The organism is Pseudomonas sp. TE6283 (assembly GCF_054060555.1).
This window is the reverse complement of record NZ_JBSSDH010000025.1, coordinates 55253-61411: the sequence shown is the minus strand read 5'-3', so window position 1 is coordinate 61411 and position 6159 is coordinate 55253. Positions and strand designations below refer to the sequence as shown.

Annotated in this window: 8 protein-coding genes; 4 read left to right on the top strand and 4 right to left on the bottom strand. The window is 66.5% G+C overall.

Annotated features, from left to right (window positions below; translation table 11 throughout):
- Positions 1 to 240 precede the first annotated feature (240 nt).
- Together ACVWZ5_RS23540 and ACVWZ5_RS23535 are read right to left on the bottom strand one after the other, a co-directional pair.
- Positions 241 to 711: an RNA methyltransferase gene (locus tag ACVWZ5_RS23540; protein ID WP_028693028.1), complete on the bottom strand. Its 471-nt coding sequence runs from the start codon at positions 709 to 711 to the stop codon at positions 241 to 243.
- Positions 712 to 784: 73 nt separating this feature from the next.
- Positions 785 to 1150: a YajD family HNH nuclease gene (locus tag ACVWZ5_RS23535; RefSeq protein ID WP_023632486.1), complete on the bottom strand. Its 366-nt coding sequence runs from the start codon at positions 1148 to 1150 to the stop codon at positions 785 to 787.
- Positions 1151 to 1282: 132 nt separating this feature from the next.
- Here ACVWZ5_RS23535 and ACVWZ5_RS23530 point away from each other — a divergent pair, with 132 nt between their 5' ends.
- Entirely contained in the window at positions 1283 to 1558 is a 276-nt protein-coding gene (locus ACVWZ5_RS23530; protein ID WP_028693029.1) for a hypothetical protein, read from the top strand.
- On the opposite strand, the gene ACVWZ5_RS23525 is transcribed toward ACVWZ5_RS23530, so the two are convergent.
- Both ACVWZ5_RS23525 and ACVWZ5_RS23520 read right to left on the bottom strand, forming a co-directional pair.
- Positions 1555 to 2028, bottom strand: coding sequence for a cyclic nucleotide-binding domain-containing protein (locus ACVWZ5_RS23525; protein ID WP_028693030.1), 474 nt, complete (start codon positions 2026 to 2028; stop codon positions 1555 to 1557). The two genes, ACVWZ5_RS23530 and ACVWZ5_RS23525, sit on opposite strands and share 4 nt — an antisense overlap.
- Before the next feature lie 117 nt (positions 2029 to 2145).
- A complete protein-coding gene (locus tag ACVWZ5_RS23520; RefSeq protein ID WP_457340893.1) occupies positions 2146 to 4188 on the bottom strand; it encodes a S9 family peptidase in 2043 nt (680 codons plus the stop codon).
- Between the two features lie 124 nt (positions 4189 to 4312).
- On the opposite strand from ACVWZ5_RS23520, the gene ACVWZ5_RS23515 reads away from it, so the two are divergent.
- From ACVWZ5_RS23515 to ACVWZ5_RS23505, 3 genes are read left to right on the top strand one after another with little or no spacing between them, the layout of a single operon-like run.
- Positions 4313 to 4822 carry an MFS transporter gene (locus ACVWZ5_RS23515; protein WP_084943593.1) on the top strand — a complete coding sequence of 170 codons (510 nt, stop codon included), beginning with the start codon at positions 4313 to 4315 and terminating at the stop codon, positions 4820 to 4822.
- Positions 4823 to 4837: 15 nt separating this feature from the next.
- Complete coding sequence (locus tag ACVWZ5_RS23510) at positions 4838 to 5611, top strand: class II glutamine amidotransferase (RefSeq protein WP_062360571.1); 774 nt, start codon at positions 4838 to 4840, stop codon at positions 5609 to 5611.
- A gap of 9 nt (positions 5612 to 5620) precedes the next feature.
- A complete protein-coding gene (locus tag ACVWZ5_RS23505) occupies positions 5621 to 6142 on the top strand; it encodes a DUF2937 family protein (RefSeq protein ID WP_096049547.1) in 522 nt (173 codons plus the stop codon).
- Positions 6143 to 6159: the final 17 nt, after the last annotated feature.

Here is a 6159-nt window from a genome sequence, read left to right as displayed (position 1 = left end):
CGCGCTGCAGGGCCCATCCTGGGCCCCAGCGCTTGACGGGCATCCATGCCCGTCACCTCCCTCCGCAAGGCCTGCGTTCGGCCTCCTGAAGTCGCAATTTGTGTCGCCTGGGATATCGCGCGCTTAGAAGCAAAAGCAAAAGCAAAAGCACAACGGCAACGGCCTACGGTAGCGTTTATTTCGCCGCGTAGACGCCAGGCTTGCACGGGAGCCGGATTGGGGGGGCGCAAGGCGTGAGGGCTACTTGAACTTCGGCCCCGAACGGGTGTTCAAGCCTTTGGCCATGCGGTCGTACAGCACCACATTCACCGTCGCCGCCAGGTTCATGCAGCCCTCTGTCGGGATGTAGATCGTCTCTTCGCACCAGCCGCGCACGTCTTCGCTCAACGAGCCATCCTCAGGCCCGAAGATGTAGATCGCCCGATCCGGGTGGGTGTACTCAGGCAATGGCCGTGCGCCTTCCACCAGCTCCACGGCCACCGGGGTGCAGCCCAGCGGAATGATGCGCTGCAGGTCGTCGATGCCGATCAGCGGGATGTCGTAGTGCACGCGCTTGGTGTCGGTGACGAAGTCACGGGCGCGCTCATAGCGCTTGCCGGTGTAGAACACCGAGTTGACGCCATAGCAGCCCGCGGCGCGCATCACCGAGCCTACGTTTTCCGCGGATTTGGGGTTGAACAGGCCGATGCAGCTGTACCGTTTGTTCGCCACGTGTCGGGGCCCTTCGTAAAAAAAGAGCGCGATTATACGGGCTTGCCGGCGCGCCGGGGGCACGAATCGACGTTCAGTCCTTCTTCATCAGCGCGGCCAGGCCGGCGAACGGGTTGTGGGTGGCCACAGCGACTTTCGGCGTGCTCAGCGAACCTTCGCTGAAATACTGCTGGTCGGTGTAGCGGGCGTGCTCGTTGTCGTGGCAGTACAGGCACAGCAACTCCCAGTTGGAGCCGTCCTGGGGGTTGTTGTCGTGGTTGTGGTCGCGGTGGTGCACGGTCAGTTCCGACAGGCGCTTGCCGGAAAACTCACGGGTGCAACGGCCGCAGACATGGGGGTACATCTTCAGCGCCTTGTCGCGGTAGCCCATTTCCTTGTCGCGCTTGGCGTCGGCGAGGATGCGGTCGAGACGGGCGGTGGCGTCGGAGGTGGAGCTCATGGTGTTACCTTTTTTCTGATCAGGGCAATGACGGTTATGCCGTTGAGTCTAGCGCGCCTGTGGGCCGGGCGGACAGGCAAAATCGCGCCATTGGGCGTAGCCTGTAGGGAGGTTTCTGATAGGAGGCTGCCGATGTTGCATGCGATCCTCGCCGCGTTGTTGCTTGGCGCTGTATCCACGGCCGACGCCGCGGGCCAGCAACGGCCGCTCACGACGGTTCCCGGGGCGCCCGGGACCGCGACGCCGACCCCTTACCCGCAGATCACCCCGAGCACGCCGCCCAAGGCCGGCGCCAACCGGCCGGGCGCGCCGCTGTTGCCGCCAATGCCGCTGCCGGGGCCACCCAAGGACCAGCCGTTGCCCGGGCTGAGCCAGGACCCGCCGAAACCGCCTGACAAGGGCCGCTAGACTTGCTGCGCCAGGCGCTGGCCATCCTGCATGCGCAGGCGTTTTGACAAGGCCACGGCGAGGGCGCGGATGATCCGTGCGGCGATGCGCGGCGCTTCGTTGAGCATCTTTTCCAGCGCGTCCTTGCCCAGGGTCAGCAGCTGGCAGTCGCTGGCGGCCACGCAGGTGGCCGAGCGGCGTTCGCCGTCGAGCACGGCCATCTCGCCGAATGCCCGGCCCTTGCGCAGGGTGGCGATCTCCACCTGGGCGCCGTTGCCGTCGGTCTTGCGCACCGAGACCACGCCGCGATGGAGGATGCACATGAAGGTGCCGGCGTCGCCTTCGCTGAACAGGGTCTGGCCCTGGGCCACGGCGGCGAGGCTGAAGTAGCCGGCGGCGGCGAGGAAGTCACCGGGCTGCAGGGTGTCGAACAGGCCGCAGTCCATGAGCATGTCGCGGATCTCGGCGTTCAGGTGCTGGGTGTCGGGCATGTGTTGTTGTTCTCACCGGGTGCTGTCCTGGGATTGTCGGGGCTGCTGCGCAGCCCTTTCGCGACACGAGGGCAAAGCCCTCGCCGTTGCGAACCCTATGACAACGAAAATCGCGTTTTACGCCACGCCCAGTTCATTGAAGACGAACGCATACTCCAGCGCCACATCGCGCAGCCCCTGGTAGCGCCCGCTCATGCCGCCGTGGCCCGCGCCCATCTCGGTCTTGAGCAGCAGCAGGTTGTCGTCGGTCTTGCGCGTGCGCAGGCGCGCCACCCACTTGGCCGCCTCCCAGTACTGCACGCGGCTGTCGTTGTAGCCGGCGACCACCAGCAGCGCCGGGTAGGCCTGCGCCTTGACGTTCTCGTAGGGCGCGTAGGCCTTGATCCGCTCGTACACCTCGGGCTCCTCGGGGTTGCCCCATTCGTCGTACTCGGTGACGGTCAGCGGCAGCTCGGGGTCGAGCATGGTGTTGAGCACATCGACGAACGGCACTTCGGCGATGGCGCAACGGAATAGCTCGGGGCGCAGGTTGAGCACCGCGCCCATGAGCAGACCACCGGCACTGCCACCGCTGATCGCCAGGCGTTCGCGGGTGGTCACGCCTTCGGCGATCAGGTGCTCGGCGCAAGCGATGAAGTCGTCGAAGCTGTTGTGCTTGTGCTCCTGCTTGCCGGCCCGGTACCAGGCCTCGCCCAGCTCGCCGCCGCCGCGCACATGGGCGATGGCGAAGGCCACGCCGCGCTCCAGCAGGCTCAGGCGGGCATGGGAGAACCACGGGTCGAGGCTCTCGCCGTAGGCGCCGTAGCCGTAGAGATAGAGCGGCACCGTCTTGCCTTCGTCAGCGCGACGGCGCACCAGGCTGATCGGTACCCGGGTGCCGTCCTTGGCCACCGCCCACAGACGCTGGCTGATGTAGTCGTCGGCGTCGAAGGCGCCGAGCACCGGGGTCTGCTTGAGCACCTGCTGGGCGCCCGTGGCCAGCTCCAGCTGGCGCACCTGGGCCGGGCGGTTGAGGGCTTCGTAGCGCAGGCGGATGCGCGTGCTGGCGAATTCCAGGCTGTCCTGCACGTAGAGACTGTATGCGGCGTCCGGCAGCTCGACGCGGTAGGCCGGCAGGCCTTGCGGGTGCACTTCGATGATCGGCAGGCCACCTTCGCGCAGGCTCAGGGACAGCGCCGTGGCATTGAGGCTGAGCCCTTCGAGCATGACGTCGTCACGGTGCGGCACCAGCACCTGCCACTGCGCGCGGGTCGGCACGCTGTCGGCCGGCGCGTGGAACAGGGCGAAGTTGATGCCGTCCTGGTTGCTGCGCACGAACCAGCGCCACTGACCGTCGAGCTGGCCGTGGTCGGGGAAGTACTCATGACCTTCGACCCGCGGCGCCAGGCAGGTGAAATCAGCCTGTGGCGTGGCGGCATCGAGCACCCAGGCCTCGCTGGTGGTCTTGCTGTTGAGCAGCAGCACCAGTTGGCGCTCGGAGCTGGCGCGGTAGCAGTGCAGGAAGAAGCGCCCGTCGGGCTCCTCGAACACCGTGGCGGCGTCGGTCTCGCCCAGAGTGTGGCGACGCAGGCGCCAGGGGCGGTGGGTGTCGTCCAGTTCGGCGAAGAACAGTGTCCGGCTGTCGTTGGCCCAGGTCATGCTGCCGTCGCAGTCGTCGAAGGGCAGGGTGGTCAGCGCGCCGCTGGCCAGGTCCTTGACGTACAGGGTGTAGATCTCGTCGCCGCTGGTGTCCAGGCTGTAGGCCAGCAGGCGGTGGTCGGGGCTGACGCTGAAGGCGCCGAGGGAAAGAAAGCCGCCATTGGCCAGGGCGTTGGGATCGAGCAGCAGCTCCTCGCGGCTTTCATCGACGGTGTTGCTGTCGTCGGCCGAACGCGGGCAGCGGTAATGGCGCGGGTACTCGTCGCCCGCGGTGGTACGGGTGTAGTAGAGGTACGGGCCCCAGGGCGAGGGCAGCGACAGGTCGGTCTCGAGGATGCGGCCCTTGATTTCTTCGAACAGCTGTTCACGCAGCGGCGCCTGGTCGGCGAGGACGGCTTGCTGGTAGGCGTTTTCCGCTTCCAGGTAGGCCAGGACCTCGGGGGCGTCGCGCTGCTGCAGCCAGGCGTAGGGGTCTTGGCCTTCGGCTTGATGGGCGATAGGGGCGGGAAGGGGTAGGGGCATGGGTGATCTCATCGATTGTGGACCCCATCGCGGGGCCGCTGCAGGTCCCTTGCGGGGCGGGGGCAGCCTGCGCCGGGAAAAGTGTTTATCATAGGCATCTCTTTGCCTGGCTTGCACCCACACCATGACCGAACACGACTATACCCTCGCCTGGGGCCTGTACGCCGTTGCCGCCCTGGGCTGCCTGCTGGTGGGCTTCAAGCTGACCGGCTGGATGTGGCGCTGGTTGCGCGAGCCGCTGCGGGTGATCATCGCCGTATTGCTGTTCTCGCCGACCATCGTCGACCCGGTCAAGGAAAGCTTCGCCCCGGCCATCGCCATCACCGCGCTGGACGTCGCCTTCAAGGTCGGCAACAACGCCTGGCGCGCCGCCTCCGACCTGGCCATGTACGGCATGCTCGCCTTTGCCCTGTACATCGTCTTCGTGCTGATCCGCTGGCCGCTGGAAAAGCGTGCCCGCGAGCGCCGCGCCCAGCGTGAGGCCGCCGCCCAGCGCCAGGTCAAGGAAGAGCAGGAGGTCGTGGCCGAAGCGTCCCTGGCCGCCAACCGTCAAGACCGCTACCGCGACGACCCGCCCCCCGCCCCCGTGCGCCGCTCCGGCCCCGGGCAGGGCCGCGTCGAACCCCGTCTTTAAGCCAGGAGCCGCAACATGTGCGAACTGCTGGGCATGAGCGCCAACGTCCCCACCGACATCGTCTTCAGCTTCACCGGCCTGATGCAGCGCGGCGGGCGCACCGGCCCGCACCGCGATGGCTGGGGCATCGGTTTCTATGAAGGGCGCGGCCTGCGCCTGTTCCAGGACCCGGCGGCGAGCAGCGAGTCGGAAGTGGCCAACCTGGTGCAGCGTTACCCGATCAAGAGCGAAGTGGTCATCGGCCATATCCGCCAGGCCAACGTCGGCAAGGTCTGCCTGTCCAACACCCACCCGTTCGTGCGTGAGCTGTGGGGTCGCAACTGGTGCTTCGCGCACAACGGCCAGCTGGGCGATTTCACCGGCCAGCGCACGTTCTACCGGCCGATCGGCGACACCGACAGCGAAGCGGCCTTCTGCGACCTGCTCAACCGCGTGCGCGAAGCCTTCCCCGAACCGGTCGAGGTCGAGCAACTGCTGCCAGTGCTGGTTGAAGCCTGCGCCGGGTACCGTGGCCAAGGCGTGTTCAACTGCCTGCTCAGCGACGGCGACTGGCTGTTCTGCTTCTGCTCGACCAAACTGGTGCACATCACCCGCCGCGCACCGTTCGGCGCTGCGCGTTTGAAGGATGTCGACCTGATCGTCGATTTCCACACGCAAACCACCCCCAACGACGTGGTCACGGTGATCGCCACCGAGCCTCTGACCGAGAATGAGACCTGGAACCGCTACGAGCCGGGTGAATGGGGCTTGTGGCGGCATGGCGAGTGCATTGCCCACGGCCAGAGTTAAGGACACTGCATGTTCAGAAGTTACCTGCGTTTGCTGTTGTTCACCTTCGGCCTGTTGGCCGGTCTCCAGGTGCCGGGGCTGGTCAAGGACTACAGCCAGCGCGTCGAGGCGCACCTGCTCGAATCGCGCCAGGCGCTCGACGGCTTCCGCCAGACCGCGCAGCGCTTCTTCAACGGTGACCTGCAGGCGCTGGTGCGACATTACCGGGGCAGCGACGATCCGGTGTTCACCAGCGATGCCAACAGCATCGAGAGCCTGCTGATCCGCAACCAGTTGCTCGAGCATGAATGGCAGGCCCTGCAAGGCTCGTGGGTGAGCCGCACCTGGCATGTGCTGGTGCAGCCGGAGCCGGCGCTGCGTGAGGAGACGCTCAAGGGCTACAGCTATCAGATCCTGCTGGTGCCCGAGGCGATCGGCTGGGGGATCGGCAGCGGGTTCGTGCTGGCGTTTGTGGTCGAGAGCCTGTTGCTGGTGATTGGTTGGGTGATTCTTGGCGGGCGGCGCAAGGTGGTGAAGGAAAGCTGGCGCTAGCTTTTCCGGCCCTGCGG

What these genes read in the sequence shown, in the direction of transcription:
- ACVWZ5_RS23535 (WP_023632486.1), bottom strand. Translation starts at nt 1,150, where the DNA reads ATGAGCTCCACCTCCGACGCCACCGCCCGTCTCGACCGCATCCTCGCC.
- ACVWZ5_RS23530 (WP_028693029.1), top strand. Translation starts at nt 1,283, where the DNA reads ATGTTGCATGCGATCCTCGCCGCGTTGTTGCTTGGCGCTGTATCCACG.
- ACVWZ5_RS23525 (WP_028693030.1), bottom strand. Translation starts at nt 2,028, where the DNA reads ATGCCCGACACCCAGCACCTGAACGCCGAGATCCGCGACATGCTCATG.
- ACVWZ5_RS23520 (WP_457340893.1), bottom strand. Translation starts at nt 4,188, where the DNA reads ATGCCCCTACCCCTTCCCGCCCCTATCGCCCATCAAGCCGAAGGCCAA.
- ACVWZ5_RS23515 (WP_084943593.1), top strand. Translation starts at nt 4,313, where the DNA reads ATGACCGAACACGACTATACCCTCGCCTGGGGCCTGTACGCCGTTGCC.
- ACVWZ5_RS23510 (WP_062360571.1), top strand. Translation starts at nt 4,838, where the DNA reads ATGTGCGAACTGCTGGGCATGAGCGCCAACGTCCCCACCGACATCGTC.
- ACVWZ5_RS23505 (WP_096049547.1), top strand. Translation starts at nt 5,621, where the DNA reads ATGTTCAGAAGTTACCTGCGTTTGCTGTTGTTCACCTTCGGCCTGTTG.